The 26,231-nt window shown below is 37.3% G+C and carries 26 protein-coding genes; 12 read left to right on the forward strand and 14 right to left on the reverse strand.

The features are described 5' to 3' along the window. Nucleotides 1–128: 128 nt before the first annotated feature. Both QF042_RS04245 and QF042_RS04250 read right to left on the reverse strand, forming a co-directional pair. Nucleotides 129–518: a carbohydrate kinase family protein gene (locus QF042_RS04245; RefSeq protein WP_307525660.1), complete on the reverse strand. Its 390-nt coding sequence runs from the start codon at nucleotides 516–518 to the stop codon at nucleotides 129–131. A gap of 4 nt (nucleotides 519–522) precedes the next feature. Beyond that, entirely contained in the window at nucleotides 523–1,011 is a 489-nt protein-coding gene (locus QF042_RS04250; protein WP_307525662.1) for a PfkB family carbohydrate kinase, read from the reverse strand. Between the two features lie 93 nt (nucleotides 1,012–1,104). On the opposite strand from QF042_RS04250, the gene QF042_RS04255 reads away from it, so the two are divergent. After that, nucleotides 1,105–1,530 (forward strand): nuclear transport factor 2 family protein, encoded by a 426-nt coding sequence (locus tag QF042_RS04255; protein WP_307525664.1) that lies wholly within the window; start codon nucleotides 1,105–1,107, stop codon nucleotides 1,528–1,530. Nucleotides 1,531–1,720: 190 nt separating this feature from the next. Here QF042_RS04255 and QF042_RS04260 read toward each other — a convergent pair whose 3' ends face one another. The 7 genes from QF042_RS04260 to hemW form a co-directional block, all read right to left on the reverse strand. After that, entirely contained in the window at nucleotides 1,721–2,335 is a 615-nt protein-coding gene (locus QF042_RS04260) for a sugar O-acetyltransferase (RefSeq protein WP_307525667.1), read from the reverse strand. A 114-nt stretch (nucleotides 2,336–2,449) separates the two neighbouring features. Next, nucleotides 2,450–3,328, reverse strand: a complete 879-nt coding sequence (locus QF042_RS04265; RefSeq protein ID WP_307525669.1) for a cupin-like domain-containing protein — start codon at nucleotides 3,326–3,328, stop codon at nucleotides 2,450–2,452. Nucleotides 3,329–3,456: 128 nt separating this feature from the next. Next, nucleotides 3,457–4,242, reverse strand: coding sequence for a DUF3050 domain-containing protein (locus QF042_RS04270; RefSeq protein ID WP_307525670.1), 786 nt, complete (start codon nucleotides 4,240–4,242; stop codon nucleotides 3,457–3,459). Between the two features lie 87 nt (nucleotides 4,243–4,329). Then, nucleotides 4,330–5,211 (reverse strand): cupin-like domain-containing protein, encoded by an 882-nt coding sequence (locus QF042_RS04275; protein ID WP_307525672.1) that lies wholly within the window; start codon nucleotides 5,209–5,211, stop codon nucleotides 4,330–4,332. A 320-nt stretch (nucleotides 5,212–5,531) separates the two neighbouring features. Beyond that, on the reverse strand, nucleotides 5,532–6,083 hold the full coding sequence (locus QF042_RS04280) for a fasciclin domain-containing protein (RefSeq protein WP_307525675.1): 552 nt from the start codon (nucleotides 6,081–6,083) through the stop codon (nucleotides 5,532–5,534). A 346-nt stretch (nucleotides 6,084–6,429) separates the two neighbouring features. After that, nucleotides 6,430–7,212 (reverse strand): SDR family oxidoreductase, encoded by a 783-nt coding sequence (locus QF042_RS04285; protein ID WP_307525676.1) that lies wholly within the window; start codon nucleotides 7,210–7,212, stop codon nucleotides 6,430–6,432. A 127-nt stretch (nucleotides 7,213–7,339) separates the two neighbouring features. Next, nucleotides 7,340–8,473 carry a radical SAM family heme chaperone HemW gene (hemW, locus tag QF042_RS04290; RefSeq protein ID WP_307525678.1) on the reverse strand — a complete coding sequence of 378 codons (1,134 nt, stop codon included), beginning with the start codon at nucleotides 8,471–8,473 and terminating at the stop codon, nucleotides 7,340–7,342. A gap of 189 nt (nucleotides 8,474–8,662) precedes the next feature. Between hemW and QF042_RS04295 the strand changes: the two genes are divergently transcribed. The 8 genes from QF042_RS04295 to gldN all read left to right on the forward strand — a co-directional run bounded on the left by QF042_RS04295 (nucleotide 8,663) and on the right by gldN (nucleotide 16,442). Then, the gene (locus tag QF042_RS04295; RefSeq protein WP_307525680.1) at nucleotides 8,663–9,121 is read left to right on the forward strand and encodes a mobile mystery protein A; all 459 of its coding nucleotides are present in this window, start codon (nucleotides 8,663–8,665) and stop codon (nucleotides 9,119–9,121) included. Then, nucleotides 9,112–9,708, forward strand: coding sequence for a mobile mystery protein B (locus tag QF042_RS04300; protein WP_307525682.1), 597 nt, complete (start codon nucleotides 9,112–9,114; stop codon nucleotides 9,706–9,708). The genes QF042_RS04295 and QF042_RS04300 overlap by 10 nt, the downstream gene beginning before the upstream one ends. A gap of 89 nt (nucleotides 9,709–9,797) precedes the next feature. Continuing rightward, nucleotides 9,798–10,775 carry a DUF4271 domain-containing protein gene (locus tag QF042_RS04305; RefSeq protein WP_307525684.1) on the forward strand — a complete coding sequence of 326 codons (978 nt, stop codon included), beginning with the start codon at nucleotides 9,798–9,800 and terminating at the stop codon, nucleotides 10,773–10,775. A 14-nt stretch (nucleotides 10,776–10,789) separates the two neighbouring features. Beyond that, a complete protein-coding gene (locus tag QF042_RS04310) occupies nucleotides 10,790–11,560 on the forward strand; it encodes a uroporphyrinogen-III synthase (protein ID WP_121284044.1) in 771 nt (256 codons plus the stop codon). Between the two features lie 221 nt (nucleotides 11,561–11,781). Then, a complete protein-coding gene (locus QF042_RS04315; RefSeq protein WP_307525688.1) occupies nucleotides 11,782–13,107 on the forward strand; it encodes an SUMF1/EgtB/PvdO family nonheme iron enzyme in 1,326 nt (441 codons plus the stop codon). A gap of 40 nt (nucleotides 13,108–13,147) precedes the next feature. Then, on the forward strand, nucleotides 13,148–13,951 hold the full coding sequence (gldL, locus tag QF042_RS04320; protein ID WP_215132250.1) for a gliding motility protein GldL: 804 nt from the start codon (nucleotides 13,148–13,150) through the stop codon (nucleotides 13,949–13,951). A 42-nt stretch (nucleotides 13,952–13,993) separates the two neighbouring features. Continuing rightward, on the forward strand, nucleotides 13,994–15,526 hold the full coding sequence (gene gldM / locus QF042_RS04325) for a gliding motility protein GldM (protein WP_307525691.1): 1,533 nt from the start codon (nucleotides 13,994–13,996) through the stop codon (nucleotides 15,524–15,526). A gap of 7 nt (nucleotides 15,527–15,533) precedes the next feature. Then, a complete protein-coding gene (gene gldN / locus QF042_RS04330; protein WP_307525693.1) occupies nucleotides 15,534–16,442 on the forward strand; it encodes a gliding motility protein GldN in 909 nt (302 codons plus the stop codon). 127 nt (nucleotides 16,443–16,569) lie between these two features. Here gldN and uvrC read toward each other — a convergent pair whose 3' ends face one another. The 5 genes from uvrC to QF042_RS04355 form a co-directional block, all read right to left on the reverse strand. After that, the gene (gene uvrC, locus QF042_RS04335) at nucleotides 16,570–18,372 is read right to left on the reverse strand and encodes an excinuclease ABC subunit UvrC (RefSeq protein ID WP_307525695.1); all 1,803 of its coding nucleotides are present in this window, start codon (nucleotides 18,370–18,372) and stop codon (nucleotides 16,570–16,572) included. Between the two features lie 29 nt (nucleotides 18,373–18,401). Next, a complete protein-coding gene (locus QF042_RS04340) occupies nucleotides 18,402–18,770 on the reverse strand; it encodes a type II toxin-antitoxin system VapC family toxin (RefSeq protein WP_307525697.1) in 369 nt (122 codons plus the stop codon). Nucleotides 18,771–18,772: 2 nt separating this feature from the next. Beyond that, nucleotides 18,773–19,003 (reverse strand): hypothetical protein, encoded by a 231-nt coding sequence (locus tag QF042_RS04345; protein WP_307525699.1) that lies wholly within the window; start codon nucleotides 19,001–19,003, stop codon nucleotides 18,773–18,775. Nucleotides 19,004–19,080: 77 nt separating this feature from the next. After that, the gene (locus tag QF042_RS04350; RefSeq protein ID WP_307525701.1) at nucleotides 19,081–21,300 is read right to left on the reverse strand and encodes a transglycosylase domain-containing protein; all 2,220 of its coding nucleotides are present in this window, start codon (nucleotides 21,298–21,300) and stop codon (nucleotides 19,081–19,083) included. 104 nt (nucleotides 21,301–21,404) lie between these two features. After that, nucleotides 21,405–24,170, reverse strand: a complete 2,766-nt coding sequence (locus QF042_RS04355; RefSeq protein ID WP_307525703.1) for a gliding motility protein — start codon at nucleotides 24,168–24,170, stop codon at nucleotides 21,405–21,407. Nucleotides 24,171–24,279: 109 nt separating this feature from the next. On the opposite strand from QF042_RS04355, the gene QF042_RS04360 reads away from it, so the two are divergent. From QF042_RS04360 to atpB, 3 genes are all read left to right on the forward strand, one after another. Next, the gene (locus QF042_RS04360; RefSeq protein WP_307525705.1) at nucleotides 24,280–24,504 is read left to right on the forward strand and encodes an AtpZ/AtpI family protein; all 225 of its coding nucleotides are present in this window, start codon (nucleotides 24,280–24,282) and stop codon (nucleotides 24,502–24,504) included. Nucleotides 24,505–24,690: 186 nt separating this feature from the next. Next, complete coding sequence (locus tag QF042_RS04365) at nucleotides 24,691–25,080, forward strand: hypothetical protein (protein ID WP_307525706.1); 390 nt, start codon at nucleotides 24,691–24,693, stop codon at nucleotides 25,078–25,080. A 14-nt stretch (nucleotides 25,081–25,094) separates the two neighbouring features. Continuing rightward, nucleotides 25,095–26,225, forward strand: a complete 1,131-nt coding sequence (atpB, locus tag QF042_RS04370; RefSeq protein ID WP_307525708.1) for a F0F1 ATP synthase subunit A — start codon at nucleotides 25,095–25,097, stop codon at nucleotides 26,223–26,225. The last annotated feature ends 6 nt before the right edge of the window (nucleotides 26,226–26,231 follow it).

A 26,231-nucleotide genomic window follows, 5' to 3' on the forward strand; every position in this document is an offset into this window, starting at 1 on the left:
TCTTCATCGGTACCGGAGCGAAGCGCAGCCCTGAAAGCCCGACCCTTTCCCGTATTTCGCGGGATTGGGGAACGCCCAAATCAGTTAGGTAACCCGCAAGTTTTTAAAACCTTCAAGGTCTCTTAAGCTTACCCCAATGCCATATGATAAATCTTTTTGTTGTAATCGGGGTTTGCTCCAACCTGTGAGGCTACAAAGGCTCCAACTTTACAGGCATTATCTAATGTAGTTTCTATGGGGTAACCTTGTAGGTAACAAGCAATAAATGTGGCTAAAAAGGCATCACCTGCACCAACCGTATCGGCTACCTGTACCTTGTAGCCTGCGTGTTTAAATAATTTTCCATCTTTTAAAACACACGCACCTTTGTCACCAAGTGTAAGGCAGATCATTTCAATATTAAACTGACTGGAAAGTTGCTTTAAAAGTTGTTCATCTGTATTACCACTTAAGCCAAAAGATTCTTTCACCCATAAAATTTCGTCTTCATTTATTTTTAGGATGTCCGCTTTTGCCAAAAGTTCACCAATTAAATTCTTTGGTATAAAATGGAGCGCGGAGGTTAATGTCGAATATTTTAGTCCTGGCATTTTCTAAAAGTGCAAGAATGGTTTTTTTAGATTTTTCTTCCCTGCAGGTTAAGCTACAATATACCAATGCATCTGCCTGTTTTACGGCTGCTATATTTTCGTCGGTGATTTTGATATCATCCCATGCCACAGGTTGTTTAATAGTATAAGTGGCCTGATGATTTTCGTCCAGCTGCACCATAACCGTACTGGTTGGTAATTCGGTGTTTATTTGAATCAAATCAGTTGGGAAATGATTGCTGGCTAGAAAATTGAATAGCTCTTTGCCGTTTTCATCATTACCTATGGCGCTAATAAAGTTGCCCTCTATACTTTGTTTGTGTAAATTAAGCGCAACGTTCATGCTTGAGCCGCCAGCTTTTTTGCCCTCTGGGAAAACATCCCAAAGTATTTCCCCAATTGTGATTACTTTATTTTGCATAGCAGATTTATAGATGTGTAAATAAAGAATTTTTACGCATGGAACAAAATAATTTGTTTCATATCTTTAATTTTTACCTCAACTCAAATAACCATGAAAAGAATACTGGTAATTGCATTGTTTTTAACTTCTTTTAGCGCATTTGCTCAAAATGCAAAAGATAAACAGGCCATACTTAATTTACTCGAGAAGCAACGTACAGATTGGAACAAAGGTGATGTTGAAGCGTTTATGCAGGGTTATGAAAAATCAGACAGTTTACTTTTTGTAGGTAAAAATGGCCCAACTTATGGCTGGCAAAAAACATTGGATAATTATAAAAAAGGCTACCCGGATAAATCGGCAATGGGTTTTTTGGTGTTCGGAATTAAAAAGGTCGATTTTTTAAAGCCTGATTTGGCTTTTGTATTGGGCAGCTGGAATGTTAAACGCGAAAAAGACGAGCTTAAAGGATATTTTACCTTGTTAATTAAAAAAATTAAGGGCGAATGGAAAGTGGTTGCTGATCATAGTAGTTAAGTGTGAAAGAGGTTAGATGTAAAATGGATGAGGGAGACAAAGTTGAGTTGGTAAAGAAGCTTCCCCGGGTCGTCATTTCGAGCGGAGTGCAACGAAGTCGAGAAATCTGTCTAGATGGATCTCTCCATTCCACTGCGTTTCAGTCGAGATGACGCCGTTTAATTAAGTAAAGGTAGGGGCTATGGTTAATTTATTCTCCCAACTTAAAATCCTTATAATAATAATCCTTATCATCATCTGTTAAGTGACGGATTACCCTGCATGGATTTCCTGCAGCAAAAACATGATCAGGAATATCCCTGGTTACAACACTACCTGATCCGATTACCACATTTGATCCTATTTTTACCCCTGGGTTAATTACTACATTACCACCGATCCAAACACTGTTACCAATGGTAACTTCTTGTGCCCATTCATATTCCTGATCGCGTAAATGGGAGTGGATAGGATGACCTGCTGTATAAATAGCCACGTTTGGCGCAATAAACACATTATTGCCAATGCGTACCTTGGCGCAATCTAAAATAACAAGGTTAAAATTTGCATAGAAATTATCACCAATTTCGATATTGTAGCCATAATCGCATCTAAAAGGCTGCTCCACATAAAACATTCTTTCTGTTTTTCCGAATAATCTTTTTAGTAATTCTTTACGCTGTTTGATAAATTTTGGTGCAAGGTTATTAAACTCGAAAACAATTTCACGTGCTTTTAATCTTTCTTTTGATAGTTCTCCGCCGCCAGCCTGATAAGCCATGCCAGCTAACATCTTTTCTTTTTCGCTAAGGATATTGTTTTCCATTGGTATCTGATCTTTTTGAATTTATGCTAAAACTAAAAGTTTAGCACACAATTATAATAAAAAACGGGGCTATCGTAACCGATGCCCCGCTATATTTTAATTTTCAGTACTTTTCTATGGTCTGCCTTTGGCTAAAGCCCTCTCAGCAATTTTAACTGCTTTTTTTTCTCTCCAGTGAGCGTATTTTTCTTTGAAAGTCATTTTAATTAAACTGTCTATAGCACCGTGGGTAAATAAGCTCCAAACACTGGCTACTTTACGTGTAATGGATTGATCCCAGGCCCTTAAGCTTAAAGAAAATGAACCATCCAAATATTTCATCCAATGCCACATTCCGGTTGGCATAAATAAAGTATCGCCATGCTCCAGGAAAACTTCATAACCTTCTACACCATTCAGTGCCGGGAATTTTTCAAAATCAGGATTGGCAACATCGTAATCTTCCAAAGCATAAGTTGCATTGGGTAAGCAATACAATCTGTCTTTCCATTTATTATCGAAAAGAACGATGTGTTTTCTGCCGCCAAAATGTGTATGGAAAATATGCGGTAAATCGATATCGTAATGTAAAAAGGTTACTGAGTTAGAACCGCCAAAGAACATTGCCGGCATACTTTCGATAAAACCGCCCATTAAATCTTTAGGGATTTTTACATCATTGATTAAACTTGGTACTTTCTTAAACAGGTTAAAAAAGAATATACGCAGTTCCGTTGGCTCGCGTTTAATTAAGTCAAGGTAATCGCCAAATTTCATATGCGCCGTAGCTGCATTAATTGGTTTTGACGGATCTGCTTTAGAGTTGTCGTAAAGTGGAACTTCAAGCTCGCCACCAATTTCCTTTAAATATTCAGTCGTCCATTTTTCTCTGGCAGGCCAGTCTTTGGTTAGGCCCTTGATTACTAACGGACGTTTAGTTTTCAGATAATTTTTCTTAAAATCTTCGGGAGTGATGCTCTCAACGATATCAACAGGTTTTAAAATGAAACTCATGCGCTTAAAATCGGTTATTTGTGCCGAACAACAAATGTGTAAATTTTATTTTACAAAATTGATGTTAACAGGTAAATGTGACTAAAATCACGTAATCTAAAATTAGTAAATACTTAACAATTTAATAATTATGCCTCAACTTTATTTTTAACTATTTCGGCGTAGGCAGCGTTCCACAGGTCGATCCTTTTTTGTAAGGCTTGTTTTGTGGTTTCTTCTGCCTCAGCCCAAAAGGTTTCATCTTTTTCGCAAAGCTTCTCTGCCATGGAGAGTGCCAAATGGCTATGGTGATCGCCATCTACTTCTATATGGCGTTCTAAGTAGTATTTAAAGATCGAAACTTTATCCGCCTGGGTGCTATTCAGGTCATTTACCAGGCTAAAAAACATGTTTGGAATTAAATCCTCGCGACCAAAAGTAAAACTTGCTGCCTGTAAATGTGTTTTTCCACTATTAATGGTTTCGAAAGTTGCATTAACAAAATCTTTTGCCGTTGCAGGTACTCCGGCAATTTCGAAAGCCTCATTAAAGCTTTTTCCGTTTTTTAGTTCCTGTAAAAAGGTGTTGATGGGTTTGGTATTGGCACCGCATTGCTCCATTGCATCTAAATATAACTCGAAGTGGCTTTTAATGGCGCCATTAGCATCCACATCTGATTCTTCACCCGCTACAATTTCATTGATCAATTGCCGGGTAACAGGATCACCTACTGGAAACCAAGGTAGTGTAGTGCAGGTTAAATTAATTTGTAAAGCTTTAAGGAGCGACATGAAATCCCAAACGGCAAAAATATGATGTTCCATAAAGATCCGAAGATCTTCTATTTCACTAATGGCCGAATAAACTTTATGGCTAATAATTTCCTGTCTTAGTGCTTCTATTCTTTCTTGGATTTTTATAATGTTTGGATGCATATATTGAATGAGTAAATGATTGAATGAGTGAATGTTTTGTGTGAGATTAATTCTCTCATCCTATCATTCAATAATTCTTTCATTATTTTACTTTGGTAAATTGTTTTCTAACGCTTTACTTGCTCTTTTAATTGCAAGTTCTTCTTTCCATTGCATGTACTTTTCGCGGTAGTTTGCTTTCATAAAGTCGTCAAATTTACGCTGTAAAGTTAAGTTATACAAGCTTTTTGCTTTCACGCCCCAGCTTTTATCCCATGCCCTTAAACTAATGGAAAAAGATCCATGCAGGTATTTCATCCAGTGCCAGTATCCGGTTGGCATAAATAAAGTATCGCCATGTTCTAAAAAAGCTTCGACGCCCTGAACACCTTTTAACGCAGGAAATTTATCAAAATCAGGGTTTTCCACATCGTAATCTTCTAAGGCGTAAGTGGCATATGGAATTTGGTATAAACGTTCTTTCCATTTGTAATCAAATAAGATCACATGTTTTCGTCCATTAAAGTGAGTATGAAAAATGTGTGCTAAATCGATGTCATAGTGCAAAAAGGTTACTGAACCTTTACCGCCGAAGAACATGGTGGGGTAGCGATCTAAAAAACCGCCCATTAAATCTTTTGGTGCGATATAATCTTCCAGCAGCTTAGGTGCAAATTTTATGGGATCGAACAGAAAGATGCGTAGATCGGTCGGTGTTTCTTTAATCAGGTCTATATAATCGCCAAATTTCATTTCGGCAGCAGATGCATTTATGGGTTTTGAAGGATCAGCTTTAGAACTGTCGTAAAGCGGAACAGTTTTATCACCAACAACTTCTTTCATGTATTCCATCGTCCATTTTTGATAAGCAGGCCATTTTTTGGCCATATTTTTTATTACCAAAGGTTTACGTGGTTTAAGGTAGTTCAGCTCGAAATCTGACTTAGATATGTCTTCAACTACATCTATCGGAGATAAATTGAATTTCATGTTAAGTAACTATTAATGCAGCAAAATTAAATAGTTAAAAAAACTTAAACCCTAGAAATGCCAAAACTTTAAAAAAGCCTGACATTCATCTAAAAAAGTCAGAAAGTATGACAATTATCGATAAAAAACGCTCTTGCGGTTAAACAAGAACGTTATGTAAAATCACACGAGACGTGATATATTTTTAATAAGATATCTTTTTCTGCTCATACTTACGATAAATAAATCATAGCGGTTTTTTAACTGATTTAATTATCAAAAGCAAAAACGTTCTAACAAAAGCCAGAACGTTTTATACTGATTATAAGGATATCTAAATTTTATTTCGGCATTAAAACAGTATCAATTACATGGATTACACCATTTTTTTGGTAAACATCTGCAATTGTAACAGTGCTCATTCCGCCTTTTTCATCTTTCAAAACTAATTTTTTGCCTTCCATCCAGGCCCAAAGTTTACCGCCTTGCACTGTGGTAAGTTCAGCTTTGCCACCACCAGCTTTTATTGCTTTTGCAATTGCTTTGCTGTCCATTTTACCGGCCACAACATGGTAAGTTAAAATAGTAGTTAGGGTTGCTTTGTTTTCTGGTTTAACCAAATTGCCTACAGTTCCGGCAGGAAGTTTATCAAATGCAGCGTTTGTTGGTGCAAAAACGGTAAAAGGACCAGCGCTTTTTAAAGTTTCAACTAAACCTGCTGCTTTTACTGCTGCAACCAGTGTAGTGTGGTCTTTCGAATTTACAGCATTATCTACAATATCCTTATTCGAATACATGGCTGCGCCGCCAACCATTGGATTTTTTTGAGCGTAAACTTGTGTAGTGAATGCCATGGTAATTACGGCAAATGCAGTTAAGATTAAATTTTTCATTATTTCTAATTTTTAAGTTTCTGTTATTTGATTCCATTTACGACGGCTTGCAGATACTTGGTTTTTAGAAATGAAAAATAATTTTTAATGTGTTGATTGTTAGTGTTTTAATTTTTATTTTTTTTGATTTGTAAAGATGCTGTGGTGGTTCTTCTGGTGGGCTAGTCCCGTTTTTCGCTAAATCTTTTGGCTGTTCTTCGGCTCCGCTTAGAATAACGCCAAAAGGATATCGCTTCAACCGGGTTTATTTAGCAAAGGTCTGTTCTTCACTAAACTTGCGATTTGACCGACCAGTGAATTTCTCGGAACTCGATGATCCGCTTAATGCCCAGCACCAAACGCTTCTCTAATTTACCTTCGCCATCCTTACTTTTTTAGAAAAAATCTTAGGAAAAAAGCGTTTCAATAACACGGCTCTGGTTTCTTTTCCACCGATATAAACTTCTTCCTTTTTATTTTTAACAGCTTGTACAATTTGCCTGGCACATTCAGCAGGTGTCATGGCGTTTTCATGCGCGTCACCCATTTTATTTAAGGGCTTACCATCTGCGGTAAGTGCATTGTAGGTCACATTTGTTTTGATAAATCCAGGGCAGATAATGGTAATGTCGATGTTTTTGTCGTAAACTTCCGATCGGAGTGAATCGAAATAACCATGCAGTGCATGTTTTGATGCTGCATAGGTAGAGCGGAATTTCGTGCCGAATTTTCCAACAAGGCTGCTAATTACAACGATCTGTCCACCGCCATTGGTAATCATTAAAGGCAGAACCGCTTTGCTCAATACAACCGTTCCCCAAAAATTGGTGTCCATAATTTGTTGTTCTGTTTGCAGGTTGGTTTCGAGGGCTAAACTCCGCTGACTTACACCGCCGCTGTTGATGAGTAAATCTATTTTTCCAAAAATGCGGACCGCATCAGCAGCTTTGCTTTCAAGTGTAGTCGTTTCACTCAAATCGAATGGTAAAACATGTACATTAAAGGAGTTTTGGCAATTTCCTTTTACTCTGAACAGCTCATCGCGATTTCTTCCCGAGATGATCAGTTTATCCCCAGCTTTAAAATATTCATATACCAGGGCCTCGCCAATACCTGATGATGCGCCTGTAATCCAAACAATTTTTGACATATATTAAAATAATTATTGAATTAAAGAATGATTGAATGAGAGAATGGTTGGTTTCTGCGATAAAACAAATTCATTCATTCAAAACTCACTCATTCTCTAATTTGTTCTTCAATCCTTCTCAATTCACTCATTCATTTCCCACTATAAACAATTCTGAAGCAATATGATCGGCAAATAATTTTCCATTCTGGCTCAAACGAATGTTATCTCCTTCAATGATCAGCCAATCTTTATCCTCGAAATTTTTAAGGTTATGTTTTGTTTCTTCTAAAAAGTCTTTCCCAAAATCGGTATTTATTTTTTGTAAATCAGTTCCCCACATGGTTCTTAACGAAGTCATAATGTATTCGTTAAATCTGTCGTTTAAACTCAGTTCTTCAACAATTTCAGGGAGCTTGTTGTGGCCTAACGTTTCCATATACAGGGCGTTATTGGCGGGGTTCATATAGCGGTTCTGTCCATTAAAACCATGTGCCGATGGGCCTATGCCAATATAATCTATTCCTTTCCAGTAATTGGTGTTATGCACGGCATATTGATCTGGTTTGGCAAAATTCGAAATTTCATAGTGCTCAAATCCGACATCAACCAGTTTATCCATCAGAATTACAAACTGAGCGGCACTTTGGTTATCACTTACAGGAGTTTGTTTTTTATTTTTTATGGCATGAGCTAAAGCTGTGCGGGGTTCTACCGTTAAGGCGTAGGCCGAGATATGCGGAATCTCAAGCTCGATTGCTTTTTGGATATTGTTCAACCATTTTTGATCGGTAAGTAAAGGATAACCATAAATTAAATCGAGGGTTAGGTTTTCAAAACCGATATCCTGACTTCTTCTGATGCAATCTTCAGCTTCTTTTGCCTGATGCGCCCTGTTCATCCAGGTCAGATCTTCATCATAAAAAGATTGAATACCTACACTAAAGCGGTTAACGGGCAATTGTTTCAGCTCTTTTAACTTCTGGGCCGTTAAATCGTCTGGATTGGTTTCGATGGTGATTTCAGCATTTGCATTAACCGAAAATGTGTGGTTAATGGCATCGAAAATTTTTTGTAGTGCAGTTTGCGATAAGATAGACGGTGTTCCGCCACCAAAGTAAATGCTTCCAACTTGTCCGCTAATCCGATCCTTTTTCATTTTGATTTCCTTGCAGATGGCATCAACCATTTCATCAGCATATTTTAAAGAAGTGCTGAAATGAAAATCGCAATAGTGACAGGCCTTTTTACAGAAAGGAATATGAATATAGATACCAGACATTGGGGCAAAGATAGTGAAGTTAGATTTTCTTTATTGTCATAATATATGATCGGTGATTGCACTTTGAAATTACAACTAAGTTGTTTAGGTTTTTAGTAAAGTAATAGCTTTACTTTTTAGTTGTTTTTGTAAAGTAATAACTTTACTTTTGCGTTGATAAAGTAAGGTAATAGCTTTACTTTTAATGTTATGGGAAGAAAATCATTAATGCTGCAACAATTAAATGGCAAACTTTTAAGTTTTGCACCTTTGAGCCGAATAGCAATTCCACCGAGTGGTTGGATTAAAGCGATCCGGAATACGCTAGGTATGTCTATGCAGCAATTGGCTAATAAATTAATGATAAGTAAACAAGGAGTTTTAGACATAGAAAAAAGAGAGGTCGACGGTTCGATTACCATTAAGTCTCTTAGGGAGTTGGGTAGGGTTTTAGATATGGAACTGGTTTATGGTTTTGTGCCAAAAGATGGATCATTAGAGGCAATGATTGAAAAAAAGTCAAATGAATTGGCTACAAAAATTGTGCTTCGTACCTCAAATACCATGCAATTGGAAGATCAGGGCAATTCTAAAGAAAGGATTGAGAAGGCTATAAAAGAAAGGACTGAAGAAATTAAAAACGAAATGCCTAAAATTTTATGGGATTAGATTTGAACTATATTGATGGGCAAACCCCTTTGGATGAAGAAGAAAAGGAAGGTTTGCTCATTTCTACTATTGCAACCAGAGAAGAACTTGATGAATTTGAACAACAACATATCGAAGAAGCTATAAAATGGACGCTAGGCAAGAAGTTCAAACCTGAAAAATTATTAACTGAGGCCTTTATTAAAGATATACATAAACGGATGTATAAAGATATTTGGAAATGGGCAGGAGCATTCCGCAAAACAAATAAAAATATAGGCGTAGATAGATGGCAGGTTGCTGTTGAATTAAAGAGTTTATTGGAAGATACTAGGTTCTGGATTGAAAATAATACTTTTTCTCCTGATGAAATAGCCATCCGCTTTAAACATCGGATAGTAAGCATTCATTGTTTTTCTAATGGGAATGGTCGGCATAGTAGGTTATTGGCAGATATTATTGTTGAAAAACTATTTCATGGGGCAGTGTTCACCTGGGGAGCAGAAAATCTTTCGAAAGAAAGTGAGAATAGAAGAGGGTATCTTGATTCATTGAAACTGGCAGACAAGGGCGATTACAGTGGACTTCTTTTGTTTGCACGATCGTAACAGATCTGTATATTCATCAATCCATTTATTTTCTTTAGGTAAACAATGATTATTCGACTACTTTTGCATCCTTAAGTTTTGATTACAGCATGCCGAAATTTATTTTATTTTTGTTCGCGTTTGTATGGTCTGCTAATTTTCTATTAGCACAGGAAATTCCTGTTCAAACAGATAGCGTAGCTGTAAATCAATATCAGTATCGAAGATACCGGCCCGATTCGGCAACACTTGCCAGGCAGAAATTTTCAACCGATTCGCTTGTTCATCACACCTGGGTGCTGCCAGATAGTTTAATTAATAAAGGGGCGCTACTTGATACCATCGAAAAGGAATACCTTTTTCCTAAACTTGATTTGCTGGCCTGGCAAAAGAAATACCAGCACTTAAAGAAAAAGGCAAATCCTTATCAACTGGGCACAAAAATTCCAAAAGGTAATGTTGGTTTGCTGGGATTTATTTTTGGTATGCTCATCATCTTTGCGATTCTAAAAAATGCTTTTTCTAAACAATTATCGGCAATTGTACAATCGTTTTTTAGCAATAGGGTTTTAAACAATATTAACAAAGAAGATAACCTGTTTAGTTCGTGGCCATTTTTATTGCTTTTTGTGCAGTTTGGTTTCGTTTTTGGGATGTTCTTTTTTCTGGTTGCCCAGTGGAATGATATGTATCAGGCTAAAGATGGGTTTAAGTTCTTCTTTAGTATATCCATCACTATAATTGTTTTTTATGCCCTCAAATTGGTTCTTTTACGCTTTTTGGGGTACCTGTTTAATGTGCAAAAGCCAGTGGGCGAATACATCTCAATTTTGTACCTCAGCTACTTCAATGCATCGCTATTGTTTATTCCTTTAGTGGTTGCTTTTGCCCTATCACCACTTAAATATGGCGCGGTTTATATTGTGTTGGCATTCTTGTTGTTAGGCATCATTTTTGCTTTTCAACTGCTGCGGGCAGGTATAACGATACTTTCTAATAATAAGTTTTCTAGAATGCATTTATTTTTGTACTTTTGCGCCCTCGAAATATGTCCCATCCTAATACTAATTAAAACGATAGGACTGTAGCAGGAAAAAGGAAAATGCAAGAAAAGAACGACTCTAGAATCCGCAAAGTAAAAAGTATTTTGGTTACTTTACCAAAACCTGAAACAGAAAAATCTCCTTACTATGATTTGGCCAAAAAACACAACTTAAAAGTTGATTTTAGGTCTTTTATTCACGTTGAAGGTGTACCCGCAAGAGACTTTAGAAAGGATAAGATTAACCTGGCGGATTTTACGGCGGTAATTTTTACCAGCCGTAACGCAGCAGATCATTTTTTTAGAATCTGTGAAGAAATGCGTTATGAGGTGCCAGCAGAATTGAAATATTTCTGTCTTTCTGAAACCATTGCTTTGTATCTGCAGAAGTACATTCAGTATAGGAAGCGTAAAATCTTTTTTGGTAAACAAACTGCAGCAGACTTAGCAGAGGTGTTAAAGAAGCATGCAAATGAGAAATTTTTATATCCTTGCTCTGACATGGCTACCGAAGACACAATGAAGTTTTTGGAAAAAAGCGGGTATGATTTTACACCTGCAGTTTTGTTTAAAACAGTAGTGAGCGATCTATCTGATTTAGCTGAAGTGTTCTATGATGTTATTGCATTTTTTAGTCCGTCAAGTATTCAGTCGTTATTTAAAAATTTCCCCGACTTTAAACAAAATAATACCCGAATTGCTGCTTTTGGAACTAACACGAGTAAGGCTTGTACCGATATGGATCTGATAGTGGATATTGCTGCGCCAACCCCAGGCGTTCCATCTATGACCATGGCTATTGAAAATTACATCAAAATATCTAATAAATAATACACTAAATAATTTATTTTAAGTCAATAATAAAATGCGTAACTTTACTAATAAGAGCGTTACGCGTATTATTGCGCAAAATATAAGACTGTTGGAGAAATGTTAATCTAACTTTAATTGCCTTTGCGTAATGATTTAACGTAAAATATTTGCTTTTGTTGATAATTTCAGTGATTTTTGATAAAATTGCTCCTAATCGTGCTGTGCACACTATAAAGAATATGAAGAAAATCTACCTTCTAGCTATTGTAGGTATAACTGTAATGCTAGCAAGCTGTGGTCATGGCGGCCAGGGTGAGCTGGTTGGCGCTTATAACCGAAAATTTAAAAACGATAGAATCCCACTAGGAATGGTTTATGTGCCACCAGGGCATACCCCACTTGGAGGTTCGGATGAAGATATTACTTTCTCTCAGAACGGGCCAAGTAAAATGGTTACCATTAGTGCGTTCTTTATGGACCAGACCGAGATTTCCAATGCAGAATACCGCCAGTTTACCAACTGGGTGCGCGATTCGATTGCAATTGTGATGATGGGCAACCCTCAACAATTTATGGTTACGCCTAAAGGAAATGCCGCAAATGCTGTTGGTGGGGAGAAATACATCGACTGGCGGAAAGTTGGACCAAACGGTGCCAACATTTGGCGCAATAAAGGTAGGGGCGCAGCAGCTGCCCAAGTGAGTCAACTAGATGGGATGTATTATTCAGGTTTAGATGCCCTTCCAGGAAAAAAAGAATTAGATGTTCGTAAATTCGAATATTCTTATGCCGAATTAAATATGGAGAAAGCTGCTCTAGGGCATAAAGATCCAAACAGCAAACGCCAGGATTATATCGATCGTTATACCGTTGCTATTTATCCTGATACAATGGTTTGGAAAACAGATTATTCTTACTCACAAAATGACCCAATGGTGCGTGGTTATTACAATCACCCTTCATATGATGATTATCCTGTAGTTGGCGTAAGTTGGGAACAGGCAAAAGCATTCTCTCATTGGAGAACCAGGCTATATGATGGCGTTGCGACAGCAAGAAAATTGCCTGTAGGATCCAGATCAGATTATAGATTACCGGCCGAAACTGAATTTGAATATGCAGCAAGAGGTGGCAATACAAAAACCAAATACCCTTGGGGCGGTCCTTACATTAGAAATACAAAAGGTTGTTTACAGGCTAACTTTAAACCAGGGCGTGGCGATTATTCGAGCGACGGTGGTATTTATACAGTAGGCGTTAGATCGTATTTCCCTAATGATTATGGTTTGTACAACATGGCAGGTAATGTTTCTGAATGGACATTAACCGCTTACAATAAAGGTGCAAGCCCATTACTGCACGATTTGAACCCGAATTTTACATACGATGCTGGTGCAACCGACAGCAAATACAAAAAACGTAAAGTAGTAAAAGGTGGTTCGTGGAAAGACACCGGCTATTTTCTACAAAACGCTGTAGCAACATACGAATATCAGGATACACAAAGATCATATATTGGTTTCAGATGCGTTTCATCTTATCCTGGTACCGACCTAAGACATTAAACCAAACAAACTAAAAACTTAAGAAAAACATCAAAATTTTATGGCAGCAAAGAAACAACCAGGCTGGTTACACGTAGCGATTTCATGGGGAGCAAGTATTGTAATTATCGGAGCGTTATTTAAAATTCTACACATTGGTGGAATTGTAGGTAGTTATATGATCGGGCTTGGTCTTGGAATAGAGGCGATTTTATTCTTTTTAACCGGATTCTTTCCACCTGAGCCAGAACCAGCTTGGGAAAGAGTATATCCTGAATTAAAAGCAGATTTTAAAGGGGAGTTGCCAACGGCATCAGCAAGACCAGTTGCAGCATCAGCATCAAACACGGCAGCTTTAGATAAAATGTTATCAGATGCTAAAATCGGTCCTGAACTGATTGAAAGTTTAGGTTCTGGTTTACGTACGTTTGGTGATAAAGTGGCAACGATTTCTAATGTTGCAGATGCATCTACAGCAACTAATGAATTTACCGGAAAAATTAAAACAGCTTCAGCTGGTTTCGATAATTTAAGTGCATCTTTTGATAAAGCTACCGCTAATTTGAAAGCAATGGGCGAGAGCACTGTAGATTCTCAGGCTTACCATGATCAGGTTAACAATTTAGCCAAAAATTTATCAGCTTTAAATGCGGTATACGAATTAGAATTGCAAGATTCTAGCGCGCATCTAAAATCGATGAATAAATTCTATTCAAACTTATCATTAACCATGCAAAACTTTAACGAATCGATGGAAGATTCGAAGCAGTTTAAAGAAGAGGTGAATAAGCTGGCTAAAAACTTATCATCGCTTAATGCAATTTATGGCAATATGTTATCGGCTATGAACGGCCCACGTGTATAATTTGTTTAGTTTTTAATTTTTAAAGGAAAAGCTACATCAAACATGGCAGGCGGAAAAGAAACAACAAGGCAGCGGATGATCAATATCATGTATTTGGTATTGTTGGCTATGCTCGCCTTAAACGTATCAGATACCATTTTAGATGCATTCAAAAATATCAACGATAGTTTGGATACTTCTAAAAACAATGTAAATACAAGTATTAATCAGTTATTTTCTGCCTTCGAAAATTCGAAGTTGAAAGAAGAGCCAGCCCGTGCACAGCCAATTTACGATAAGGCAAAACAAGCACAGAAGGCTGCTGATGATTTGAATAATTATATTGAAAGCATTAAGAAAGAATTTACCCAGGCAGGTGATGGAATTGATCCGGAAACTGAAGATTTGGTAAATAGATCAAATCAGGATATTGCACAGAATATCATGATTAATCAAAAGAAAGCAGATGAGTTGAAAAAGAGAATTAACGCCACACGCGAAAAATTAATCTCTTTATTAGATCCTGCTGATCGGGCAAATGTTTCATTCTCTCTTGAGGCTAAAGATTCGGCAAGAAAAAGAAAAGGAAACTGGCAGGAAACTTACTTTGGTGAGGGAACGCCCTTAACTGCTGCGATGACGATTTTAACCAAACTGCAAACAGATACCAAAAATGCTGAAGCAGAAGTAGTTAAAAAATTATTCGGAAATATGGATAAAGCACAGGTTAATTTGGATCAGTTTGCAGCAGTTGCAGTAGCACCTACTTCTTATGTAATTCAAGGTCAACCATATACTGCTGAAGTATTTTTAACAGCCAGCGATTCGAGATCAACTCCTGATATTACCGTTAATGGAAGTAAATTATCGGTTAAAGATGGTAAAGGAACTTATAGCGGCGGTACAAGTAGTGTTGGTCAGTTTACCTGGGTAGGTACTGTACGTGTTCGCCAAACTGATGGTCAGGTAAAGGAATACAAAACTCAACCACAAACTTATCAGGTAGCGAAACCATCTGCATCTGTTTCTTCAACAAAATTGAATGTAATTTATGCAGGTATTGCTAATCCATTTACAGTATCGGCGGCAGGTTTCCCACTAGAAAGCGTTCGTGCTTCCATTTCAGGAGGTTCAATGTCTGGTGGTAACGGAAACTATAATGTTAACGTTCCGGGAAGCATGGTTGGTTCAGAAGTATCCATCAATGTATCAGCAAGTAATGCTGGTAAAACCATTAGCTTAGGTTCACAAAAATTCAGGATTAAAGCTATCCCCGCTCCAGTAGCTAAAGTTGGTGGCCGCGCTGGAGGTGATGTGGCTTCAGTACAGTTAAAAAGCGAAACTGAAATTGAAGCAGATCTGGATGATTTCCCTTTCGATGTTAAGTTTAAAATACAACGTTATAAGTTAACGATTATCAAACCTCGTTCTGATGCTGTTACCATTGCAGGTAGTGGTGGAAATTTCGCTGGTGCGGTTAAAGGTGCAATAAACTCAATTACACCAGGTACAAGGGTGTTTTTTGAAGATATTGTTTCTGTAGGGCCAGATGGTCGTCAAAGAATTTTGCCTTCATTAGCGTTTAGTGTAAAATAAAAAGAAGATGAAAAGGATTTTAAGTATTGCTATTTTAGTTTTGTTAACTACGTTTGCTTTTGCACAGAAAAAGCCAACCAGGTTAGCACCGAAAGCTGCACCAGTTGCTGCACCTCCTGTGGCAGATACCGTGAAAACCCCGGTTAAAACAGCTAAAAAGAAACTTAAGGTACCACCTAAAGATGGTTTTTATGCCCGTAAGGACATTGACAGTACTGAAATGGTTCCTTTGGCAGATGTAAGAGAAGAGGATGTTTTTTATGCAAAACGGATCTGGAGAGAGATTGACTTACGTGACACGGTTAACTCGGCCCTAAAATCGCCTAAATCCCGACTAATTGATGTATTAATTGCTGCAATTAAGAAAGACGAATTAACGGCATACTCGCCAATTGATAGTGCCTTGAACGAAGATGATGCTTTTCTTAACCCAATGTCGGCAGATTCTGCATCCAAATCGGCTTTAGGAACAGCAGAGGTTTCGAATAATAAAACCGGAACGGTTACTACTGTAGTTAATGATTTTAACCCAGAGTTATTCTTGAAATTCAGAATTAAAGAAGACTGGATTTTCGATACCAAACGTTCTGTTTTTGAGCCGCGCATTGTAGGTATTGCACCATTAAAATACAATGAAGTTTCTAAACAATGGCAGCCTGTATTTTGGGTGTATTATCCAGAGGCCAGGGAGATTTTAACGAAGAAACGTTTAATCAATACCAATAACGATGCTTCTTCACTGAGTTTCGATGATTTCTTTATCCGTCGCTTATTCAGCAGCTATATTGTAAAAGAGTCAAATCCTGGAGACAACAAGATCAGAGATATTATTACCGATCCCAGAGAAAGGTTGTACGAGTCAGAAAGGATTAAAAAATCTGTTCTTGATTACGAACAAGGTCTTTGGGAATACTAAAATATTAAAAGGCTTCGATAAAAATCGGAGCCTTTTTTGCTATATCATCATTTTGACTGTGGTGTTCTAAAAGAACTCCTTCAGAAAAGAAATCTTATTCCTCTTAAAAGAGCATCGCGATTAAAAATTATTCCTGGTTAAAATAAGCCTGAAGGGTAATCATCTGTTTTTTATTCAGCACTTCGGCCAGCTCTTTCTCAGTGGCTTCTTTAATTTTTTTAACCGATTTAAAATGGGTTAGCAGTTTATCTGCAGTAGTTTTGCCGATACCTTCAATCTGTTCGAGTTCTGTTTTAAGTGTCCCTTGATCGCGTTTCTTGCGGTGGAAGGTAATTCCAAAGCGGTGGGCCTCATCACGTAGCTGTTGGATCACTTTTAAAGTTTCCGATTTTTTATCCAGATACAAAGGATAGGAATCGCCCGGATAGAACAGTTCTTCCAAACGTTTGGCAATACCAATTACGGTAACTTTGTTTTCTATGCCCAATAACTTTAAACTCTTCACAGCCGATGAAAGCTGCCCTTTACCGCCATCAATAATGATAAGCTGAGGCAATGCCTGGTTCTCATCTAACATTCTCCTGTAGCGACGGAAAACGGCTTCTTCCATGGTAGCGAAATCGTTTGGGCCCTCTACTGTTTTCACATTAAAGTGGCGGTAGTCTTTTTTTGATGGTTTTGCATCTTTAAAAACAACTATTGCCGAAACCGGATATTTCCCTTGAAAGTTGGAGTTATCAAAACATTCTATATGTTTTGGAAGCTGTGTTAAACGCAGATCTTTCTGCATGGTCGTTAAAATACGATCGGTGCGTAAATCGGGATTTAACTTTTCGTATTGATTGAGTTTCTCTTTTTTGAAGAACAGTACATTCTTCTGCGAAAGTTCTAAGAGTTTTTTCTTTTCGCCCAGCTTAGGTACTGTAAATTTTAAACTTTCATCTTCCAATGAAGGCTCAAAAGGCACAATAATTTCTTTGGAGGTGCTGCTGAATTTCGTTCTGAACTCTAACATGGCCAAGGTTAAAATCTCATCGTCACTCTCGTCCAGTTGTTTTTTAACCTCAATGGTTTGCGTCTGAATAATTGTTCCATTCATCACCTTCAGGTAATTTACAAAAGCGTAACGTTCATCCGATGCAATACTGACTACATCAACATTGGTGATGGCACTATTTACCACAGTTGATTTGCTCTGGTATTTTTCCAGTACTTCTAATCTCCTTGCATATTGATGCGCCATTTCGAAGTTCAGGTTTTCTGATGCCGATTTAATAATCGCTTTAACCTCGCGAATTACATTTCCGATTTTACCATTCAGGATTTCTTTGATTTCACCTATATTTTTATCGTAGTCGGTTTCGGTCTGGTAATTCTGACAAGGACCTTTACAGTTGCCAATTTGATATTCCAGACAAACTTTAAATTTCCCTTCAGCTATATTTTTCTCTGTTAAGGGCAAACTGCAGGTACGTAGCGGATAGGTTTCTTTAATCAGATCTAAAATAGTATGCATCATGCCTATCGAGCCATAAGGACCAAAATAGGTGGAGCCATCTTTAATCACTTTCCTTGTCCAGTAAATTCGGGGATAATTCTCGTTTTTAACAATAATCCAGGGATAGGTTTTGTCGTCCTTTAGGTTGATGTTAAATTTTGGCTGATGTTTTTTAATTAAGCTATTTTCGAGGAGCCAGGCATCAATTTCAGTATCAACAATGGTGAAAGTAATTTTACGGATCTTGGATACCAGCACCCTCGTTTTGCCATTAAACTGGTTTCTGTCGCTATTAAAATAAGAACCCACACGGTTGCGCAGGTCTTTCGCCTTTCCAATATACATGAGCTTTCCATCAGCATCCCAATATTGGTAAACACCGGGTTTATGTGGAATTGCGGTTAATGCTGTTTTATGGTCGAAACTGCTCATGAGAAATTAAAGGAGCAAATATGCTGATTTTAATAAAGAATAATATTTGGCATGAAATCAAAATCCTTTTTATTATAAGTAAACAGATCAATTTTATTTACAATTGCTGTTGCCCCTATAATTGCATCTGGAATTTGAAGGTGATGACTTAGCCTGAAGTTTTCGATAAGTTCAATAGATTTCTGGGATATATAGCTGTCAAAATGGATGATGTCGTAATACTTGATCTTTTTCTTCATCTGCGCTAGCTCTACTTTATTTCCCATGCCCTGTAAAAGTTCCATTGTTGTAATGGATGAGAGCAGAATGTTTTTGAAACCTATTTCCTCCAATACTTCGATGGTTGAGGTGTTACCATTGAAAGCATGTATTAGAATATTGGTATCGCACAAAATCATAATTATCTTTTACGATCCCATGCTTTATCCCTTATATCTTCTATATTTCTAGGTGAATCTTTCCAAATGCCAAAAAGCTCTTTAGGATTGAGTGCCTTATCACCCTTTAATATATTGGACTTAAGATCCTTCTGCGAAGAAATTATCTTAATATTTTTTAAGTTCATAGTCTGAAATAAAGAAAGAAGTTTTTCCATCTCATCAAAATTTGATATTTCTAGTGTAACTCTCATTATATTTCAATTTCTATTACAAATTTAATATTTATCTCCAATAGTTTAGGTGAAAACTTTTCGCTTGATTATAGAACCTAAAAACCCAATTTCTCATCCAATTCGGTTGTACCTTCTTCCTGCTGCTGGTATTGGTTGCAATCGAATGTGATGGAAACACCAGATTTTGGTGCCTCGAAATCAGCATGACTAATTTTTAAGGCCGGATTGGCATATACTCTTTTGATAAAACCAGCAAAAATTGGTAGCGCGGTATTGGCACCTTCACCCTGGTTGGTACTGATAAAGTGGAATGCCCTATCTTCACAACCCGTCCAGATACCGGTTACCAGTTGAGGAGTAATAGCCATAAACCAACCATCGGAGTTATTTTGAGTGGTACCAGTTTTCGCCCCGATTGGTGCATTAACTTTATATTTATAATTCAATCTCGATCCTGTTCCGTTGGTTACTACACCCTTAAGCATCCTCGTCATTACATAAGCCACTTCCTCACTCATAATCGGTTTGGGTATTTCTTTCTGAGAAAACAACACCACACCATTTTTATCTTCAATTCTCAATAAATAAATCGGTTTAGTGTAAGTCCCTTTGTTTGCAAAAGCGCCATAAGCGCCTACCATATTGTAAACAGATGAATCGAAAGTACCTAAACAGATAGAAGGAAACGCCGGAACATTAGGAATCCCCATTTTGGTGGCTAAGGTAGATACTGCAACGGGGCCAACCTGTTTCATTAAATAAGCGGTAACATAATTTTGAGAGTAGGCCAGGGCTTTTTGCAGGGTAATACTCCCCGGTAGTGGTTTTCCTGAGTTTCTTGGCGTCCATGGCTCTCCATAACCGTCAATGGTTACGGGAACGTTTGGTACAGTATAACATGGAGAATAACCATTTTCGATCGCAACAGCATAGGTAAAAGGTTTTGCTGTCGAACCCACCTGTCTGGTTCCCATTTTAACCTGGTCGTATTTAAAATGCTCGTAATTAATCCCGCCAACCCACGCTTTTACGTGGCCATTAGTTGGGTCCATCGTCATCATGGCATTACGCAAAAGCATTTTGTAATAACGTACAGAATCAATAGGTTTCATTACCGTATCAATATTACCCTTCCAGGTAAAAATGCTCATTTCGGTTTTGGTGTTAAAATCATCTTTAATTTCGTCGTCCGATTTGCCTTCCAATTTTAACGATTTATAACGGTCAGAACGTTTAACACCTTGTTCAATCTGTAAAGCTTTATCCTTAAACGGGTTTCTGCCTTTCCAACTGGCAATAAACTGCGCTTGCAGTACTTTCATGTATTCTTTTTGCGCTTCTTCGGCATATACCTGCATGTCATAATTCAACGTGGTATAAATTTTCAAACCATCCCGGTCTAAATCATAAGGTGTACCATCGGGTTTGGTAATCGACTGTTCCTGAAAAATATTTTTAATATCATTCTTTAATACCGAACGGAAGTATGGTGCAATACCATCGTTAACAGTTGCTGCATTAAAATGCAAGTTTAAAGGTTTATCTTTTTGCTCATCAAATTCCTGTTGGGTTAGCAACTCAGATTTAACCATCATAGCCATTACGGTATTTCTACGGTCTCTAGAGCGCTCAGGATGACGCGTTGGCGAATACATGGTTATCCCTTTTTGCATACCTACTAAGGTTGCTGCCTGGGTTAAGGTTAATTTATCGGGAGTGGTATTGAAATAAACCCTTGCCGCCGATTTAATGCCATAAGCCTGGTTACCAAAATCGACTGTATTTAAATACATGGTAATAATTTCTTCTTTGGTATAGTTGCGCTCTAATTTAACGGCGACAATCCACTCTTTAAATTTGGTTAATACCAGGGAGAAAAAATTTAGGTTCGATTCTCTTGGGAAAAGATTTTTAGCCAATTGCTGCGTAATGGTACTTGCACCTTGTTTTTTACCGATTAAATTATAACCGATAATGGTGAAGGTACGTTTAAAATCTATGCCCGAGTGTTCTTTAAAACGGGTATCTTCTGTCGCAATCAACCCGTTAATCACATTTTCAGAAATATCTTTATAAGTAACATTCGATCTGTTCTGAACAAAATAAGTGCCTAACGGACGGCCATCCTCAGCAATAATTTCTGAAGCCTGATTGCTTTTTGGGTGTTCGATATCCCTGAAAGAAGGGAGTGCACCAAAAAGGCCTAAGCCGATCATCGAAATGAAAATCGCAAAAAGAGCTATCCCCCCAATCAGTATTTTCCAGATAACTAAACTATATCTTTTTGTTTCTTGTGCAGAAAGAGACTTATTCATTTTGTGTTGTATTTTCCATTAATCTTCAGAATAGAAGATTTTGGATGCAAATTTATTAATTTTTTATAGAATAGGTTTTTCGCTATTAGCTTAAACCATGTTCCTTACTTGTAATTGTCTTTTAAAAACTCCAGATATTCGTTAATACGCGAACGGTCTGTTAGTTTTTCGAAGTTTTCTTTACTGATGATAAAACCTTTATATAAGTTGGCCGGCACTTTCATAATGTTCTTTAACTGGCCTGTAATGCTCGATTCGTAAAGTTTGGCATCTTCCAAGTCGATAAAACTGGTAATATAAATCAGCTGATCGTTATCTAACTCTACCAATTTATGTTCCAAATCATTATCAGGATAATTACCCCGGTTAAATTGACCTATTCCAAAACGTGATGAACTTAAGGTTAAGGTTGCGTCGGCAACGTCTATTACATAATAGTATTCTTCTGATTTAGCTGCGCTGAAAATGCTTGCCGGTTTGGTAGGATCCGCTGGCTTAACCTCAACAGGCTTAGCTACAGGAGCAGGCTCTGCTGATTTTACAGTGGCATTATCGGTTACTAAAGGTTTTGTTGGAACGGCAATTGGCGTAGCCTGGCTCACAAAACGTGGTGCATTGGCATCAAAATCGACAAGGGCAACCGGCCTTTGTTTAAATTCCTCGAGGTTTGCTTCAATGTATTTTAAATGATCGCGTACCAGTGGAGTAATAATTTTATCGTTTGGATAAAGTGTGGTAATCTGGTTAAATTCGGTAAGAAGGGAATCAACCTTTGCTGTACGGCCAATAGCAATTGCTTTTAAATAGGCATACTGGGGTGCCAGATCATTATTAGGGAAAGCAGTAATGTTATCGTTAGCCTGTTTTACCACATTTGCATAATCTTTTTTCGCATAGGCATCAAAGGCTACATTGTAATTGTTGATGGCAATGTTCTCCATTTCAGTTTGTTTAGCCGAATAGGATGGATCCAAAATGTTTCTGGCAAAATTAGATTCCGGGAATTTCGTAAGCACCAACTGTTTGTACTGATCTGATTTTGTCTCATCAGCACTTTTATAATTAAGGTATAAACTGTAGTAAATGGCAGCTAAATGATTATTGTCAGGATATCTTTTAATCAATTCCAGGTATATCTTGTTTGCTTCTGGTTTATCGTTCAGTTCCTGTTGATAAAAACTGGCAATTTCGAAATAAGCATCAATAATTTTCTGATCAGATGTTGCTAATAAAGCCGGAGTAGTAGGCAGGCCATCTAAAAACTGTTTTTCTAACGAAGTTTGATCCTGTGCAGTCTGATTGGTTTCTCCATTTGCGGGCTTTATTTCTGTGGCTACATTTCCACCAGCCAGAACCTGATTGGTTTCCTGAGCAGAAGACCGGGTGCTTTGCCTCCAGTTATCTTCCAGCTGCCTGTTGCCCCAACGTTTCTTAAAATCTCCAAAGCCATTGCTTATTGCAGCATTATTGTTAAAATAAAAGGTATTTCCGGCAATTTTGTTCGAAGCATTTAACGATTGATTAGGGAAATCGGGGTCGTTTAAATACTGGTTGCTGATTACTCCTCCAGTATTGCTCACCTCAACTTTCGGTGTTAAATAAGCTTTAACCTTAGCCTCACGCTCGCCTGCCGGAAGTTTAGCAATAGCCTGGGCAGTGTCTTCTTTAGCAATAAGGGTGTACCTATCGGTTAAATATTTCAGGTTATCGGCCTTCTTAACAATGTTGTCGTAATCAGGAAAGTTTTTAGGTAAAATCATTACCGTACTATCGTAGTACAGTTTTGCTTTGATGTAGTTATTAAACTCTTTAAAGTTTAAATCAGCAATTCTTAAATAAGATAATGCCTTTTGATTTTGGTTTCTTGTGCTTTTTAAAATCGATTTATGGTAATTCTCTTCAGCTTTTACAAAGTTTCCTTCAGCAGAGAAAAGCTCTCCAACCTGGTAATAGATCTGATCGGTATAATCGAAATTTTTATCATCTTTTAACAAAGCCAGAAGCTGTTCTTCCTTGTTCAGTTTTACGCCGCTTAACAATGCACGTAGTTTAATGCGGTTTAAATTGGCATGAAAATACATTTCGAAAGGGGCGTTGCTTTTTTCTACTTTGGTAAAGTTAGCATAGGCATCCTGAAGATTCTTTTCTTTTTCCTGCAACTGCGCAAGGATAAAACGCCAGCGTATACGAAGCTGTTTTTCGGCTGGGAGTGCAATTGCCGATTCTAAAAACAGGATGGCTTCCTTATAACGTTTCTGATAAATGCGCATCTGAGCGGCAGTAGCCAAAGGCTCTGCCAGGTCTTTTTTTAATTGATCAGAAGCGCGTAACATGGTGTCGATGATTTTATCGGCAAGTACCATATTGTTTAATTGCATTTGGCTACGTGCTTTCCAGTTCATGGCCATAATGAAAGTTTTCAGGACGCTGTTATAGGTTTTTGCCGTATAATCAAAGTATTCTGAAGCAATAAAATAGTTGCTTTTTAAGTAATTTGCCCTGCCTAAAAGCATATAGGCATCATCAATATAATTACTAAAACTTTTATCGTTGATAACGGTTTGTCCTTTCGTAATTACATCATCAAGCTGTTTATTGGCTATTCCTGGTGTAAGCACCAAATTCACCTGAGGCTCAGGATCGAGGTAAACGGGCAGGGTTTTTTCATAATTATCTGCATAACTTTGCAGTAGGCTTTCATTGTATTCCGTTAGTAAAACATTGGAGTTGTAGATATAGTTATACCTTGCCGTTAAGTTCTGAAACCTACGATCTACTGCTGTATCTTTATTTGCGACACAGCCATATATAAGGAGGACACTAAAAAAGATGAAGAAGGGATTTAAGTGTTTGTTAGCGTAATTTTTCAAGTATGATAAATCTCTTAGTGGATGTACAATAAACAATATATGTAGAAAAATATTTTATTTGGCAACAAATTTTAATTATTCAAAGTTAATTTAATTATTGCATTAAAAAATGGAAAATCCGAAAGAAGAAGATACTAAGAAAAAGGTAAATGCAGCCGCTAAATATTCTGCTATTGGCTTCCAAATGATTGCTACCATTGGTTTGCTTACTTTTGTAGGGTACAAGATCGATGAGCACAGAAACAGTAAAACTAACTTAATTACTGCTGCTTTTGCTTTGGCAGGGGTGGGGATTGCATTATATCAGGCGATTAGGCAGGCCACTAAGCTGTAAGTTTTCAATTGGCAGTTTTCAATTTTCAGTTCCAAACTAACTATGAAACAATTCTTCAATTAACCGATTAACCAGTTCAAACAGTTAACCAGTAAGCCATCCTTACAATATTTCTCTCCTGCACTACTTACTTGATACTAAAAACCTTATCTTTGCAAAAGTTTTTATCTGCTAAGAAATTATACATTGACTCTAGCCAAATTTACCAGTATCTATTTCATTTTCGTAGGCCTATTAATAGGTGTAATTGCCGTTTTACCTGTCGTATTTCCTGATACACAATTGTTCGTAAATAACTTTTGGGTGATGTTTGGCTTTTTGGCCGGTATCACTTATGTGGCTTATATGTTAGTTGATATTGGTGTAAAACGTGATCCTGAAGTTGGTATTATGGCGATTATGGGATCAATTGCAGTGAAGATGATTTTTTGTATGGCTTTTGTATTGATTTACAGTATAAAAGCGAAGGGAATTGGGCTTGTATTTCTGCTTAATTTTTTTTCTTTATATTTATTGTTTACGGCCTTTGAAATTTACTGTTTGTTACGTAACTTGCGCCACCAAAATTTAAAGTAAAAAACTGCCAATAAATGGATTGTAACCGAGTTTTTGTGTCTAAAGTTAAAAGGCTAACTATTGTTTTTGCGCTTTTAATCGCGTTTTTATCTATCAAAATTGATACTTTCGCTCAGGTTGATAGCGCTGTTGTTCCTGTTGATAGTGTTGTGGCCGGATCTGCCGAAGCCGTTTCTGGTGAGCATGGTGCTGCTAAACATGGTGAAGAAAAATTCGAGCCAACTAAAGTGATCATGGAGCACATTGCCGATTCTCATATGTGGCACCTTTGGGGACATACTTCATTACCTCTTCCGGTAATTTTATATACCGCTAACGGTTTAGAGTTTTTCTCTTCTGGTCATTTCCATCATGGTAAACAAGATTATAACGGTAAATACAATAACTATCGTTTAGAGGAAGACCATATTAAAGTGGTTGGCGCTGATGGAAAAATCGACGAGGAAGCAAGTAAATCTGTTTTAGATTTCTCAATTACTAAAAACGTTGCAGCAATGTTCGTTGCTATTTTTGTAATACTTGTAATATTTATTTCAGTGGCAGCTTCCTATCGTAAACGTGTAGGTAAAGCACCAAAAGGTTTACAATCTTTTGTAGAACCAATTATTGTTTTTGTAAGAGACGATATTGCTAAACCGAACATCGGTCATAAATACGCTAAGTTTATGCCTTATTTGTTGACTACGTTTTTCTTCATTTTATTCAACAACTTATTTGGTTTGATTCCAATTTTCCCAGGTGGCGCTAACGTTACGGGTAACATTGCGCTTACTTTTGTAATGGCACTTGGAACTTTAATCATCGTTAATATTAATGGTAACAAATATTACTGGAAACACATTTTTAAACCAGATGTTCCTTTTTGGTTATATCCGATTATGATCCCTGTTGAATTAATTGGTATCATTTCCAAGCCATTTGCTTTAATGGTTCGTTTATTCGCAAACATAACCGCAGGCCACATTATCGTATTAAGTTTAATATCCTTAATTTTTATTTTCGAAACATTGGCTATTGCGCCGGTTTCTGTCGCATTCGTTTTATTTATGGATGTGTTAGAGTTACTGGTAGCATTTTTACAAGCCTTTATTTTTACATTATTAACTGCCTTGTTTATAGGTATGGCAGTAGAAGAGCATCATTAACAGAAA

This window comes from Pedobacter sp. W3I1 (assembly GCF_030816015.1).
Classification (GTDB): Bacteria; Bacteroidota; Bacteroidia; order Sphingobacteriales; family Sphingobacteriaceae; genus Pedobacter.